Consider the following 2,310-nt stretch of genomic DNA (forward strand, 5'->3'; position numbering starts at 1 on the left):
GGGTACCGGCTGGCCGGGCGACCCCGCTGAGCAGGGCACGCCGGTGGCGGCCTCCCCGGCAGACGCGCGGGCGCTGGCCGCCGCCGCGGTCGACTGCGGTGCACTCGACGCCCGGGTGTCGGTGTGCCGGGCGTGTCCGCGGCTGGTCTCGTGGCGGGAGGAGGTCGCGGTGGTTCGCCGAGCGTCGTTCGCGGACCAGCCGTACTGGGGTCGCCCGGTGGCCTCGTTCGGTCCGGCCGACGCCCGGATCCTGGTCGTCGGGCTGGCCCCGGCCGCCCACGGCGGTAACCGGACGGGACGGATCTTCACCGGCGACCGCAGCGGTGACTGGCTGTTCGCCTCGCTGCACCGGGTGGGGCTGGCAACGCTGGCGACGTCGGTTGCCGCCGGGGACGGCCAGCGGCTGCGGGCCACCCGGATCGCCGCCGCGGTGCGCTGCGCCCCGCCCCTGAACCGGCCGACGACGCGGGAGCGGGACGCCTGTCGACCCTGGCTGGTCAGGGAACTGGCGCTGGTGCGGCCGTCGCTGCGGGTCGTTGTCGTACTCGGCGGGTTCGCCTGGACGGCGCTGTGGCCGGCGCTGGGAGAGGCCGGCTACGCGGGACCGCCGCGGCGGGTGCCGTTCGGGCACGACGCCCGGGTCGGGCTCGCCGGCGGGATGACGGTCATCGGGTGTTACCATCCGAGCCAGCAAAACACCTTCACGGGTCGGCTCACCGAGGTGATGCTGGACACGGTTTTCGGGGCGGCGGCGTCGCTTGCCGAAGTAGGTTGAGCGGGCTCCCGGCTAACCGGCGCCTGGCGGCGCCAACACAGCGGGTGAGCGATGGCACTCACGCGGTGGACGGGCCCGCCGAAAGTTGTCCGAATTGGTGTCGTGCGTCACGGAAAATTACCCGCCGATCGTCCGGTGCCAGGGTGTAAGAGCATGCCTGCGGGTACCGTTTTTCACATGGGCTATGGCCGCGCACCGCACATCCTCATCGTCGGCGGGGGATACGTCGGCATGTACACCGCGCTGCGGCTCGCGCGCAGGCTACGCAAGGATGAGGCGACCATCACGGTGGTCGAGCCGAACTCCTACATGACCTATCAGCCGTTTCTTCCGGAGGCGGCCGCCGGGAACCTTGAGCCACGTCATGTGGTAGTTCCGCTACGTAAGGTGCTGAAAGGCTGCCGTATCGTCAGCGGCTCCGTGCTGTCCGTGAGTCATGCGCGACGGACCGCCGTCGTTCAGCCGCAGCTGGGTGACAGCTTCGACCTCGCCTACGACATCCTGGTGATGTGTCCGGGCTCCATCGCCCGCACCCTGCCGATCCCCGGACTCGCCGAGCAGGGCATCGGATTCAAAAGCGCGGCCGAGGCCATCTATCTTCGGAACCAGGTCATCAGCCGACTCGACGCGGCGGCGTCGGCCGTCGATCCGGCGGTGCGCCGCCGTGCGCTCACCTTTCTTTTCATTGGTGGCGGATATGCCGGCATCGAGGCGCTGGCGGAACTCGAGGACATGGCCCGCGACGCGTGCTCCTTTTACCCGGACCTGAATCCCGCGGAAATGAGCTGGGTTCTCGTCGAGGCGACCGGTCGTATCCTGCCGGAGGTTTCGCCGGCAATGGGGCTGTACACGGTGAAGCAACTGGAGCACCGCGGTATAGCGGTGAAGCTGAATACCCGGGTGGAAAGCCTGGTGGACGGCCGGGTCGTGCTGGACAACGGGGAGCGCTTCGACGCCGGCACCGTGGTGTGGACGGCGGGGGTGAAGCCCAACCCGGTGCTCACCCGCACCGACCTTCCGCTCGACGATCACGGCCGGCTGCGGGCCACCGCCTTCCTACAGGTCGACGGCGTCGCCGACGCCTGGACCGCCGGCGACTGCGCGGCCGTACCCGACCTCACCAAGGGCGAGGGGGCGACCACCGGCCCGTCCGCCCAGCACGCGGTCCGGCAGGCCGGCCGGCTGGCCGAGAACATTCTCGCCGAGCTGCGCCAGCAGCCCATCCGGCCCTACGAGCACAGCTACGCCGGGTCGGTGGCCTCCCTGGGCCTGCACAAGGGTGTGGCCGAGATCTATGGAATCAGGCTCCGTGGCTGGCCAGCCTGGCTGATGCACCGCACCTACCACCTCAGCCGGGTGCCGACCCTCAACCGCAAGGCCCGCGTGGTCGCGGACTGGACGCTGGCACTGTTCTTCCGCCGTGAGATCGTTTCCCTGGGCTCCTTCGCCGACCCCCGCGCGGAGTTCCGCCGAGCGGCCAACGGGTCGCCGGCCGCCGTCGCGCCGGCCACCGAGGCGGCCGGCGTCGCCAGCGC

The 2,310-nt window shown here is 70.8% G+C and carries 2 protein-coding genes; both read left to right on the plus strand.

Going from position 1 to position 2,310, the window contains the following annotated elements; genetic code table 11:
* Nucleotides 1–775: uracil-DNA glycosylase (locus MXD58_RS29435; protein ID WP_284679002.1), on the plus strand; the 775-nt coding region annotated here is incomplete at its 5' end.
* 177 nt (nucleotides 776–952) lie between these two features.
* The coding region (locus tag MXD58_RS29440; protein WP_250611418.1) for an NAD(P)/FAD-dependent oxidoreductase at nucleotides 953–2,310 on the plus strand (1,358 nt) is incomplete at its 3' end.

The sequence above is a fragment of the Frankia sp. AgKG'84/4 genome (genome assembly GCF_023242965.2).
In the GTDB taxonomy this organism is placed as follows: domain Bacteria; phylum Actinomycetota; class Actinomycetes; order Frankiales; family Frankiaceae; genus Frankia.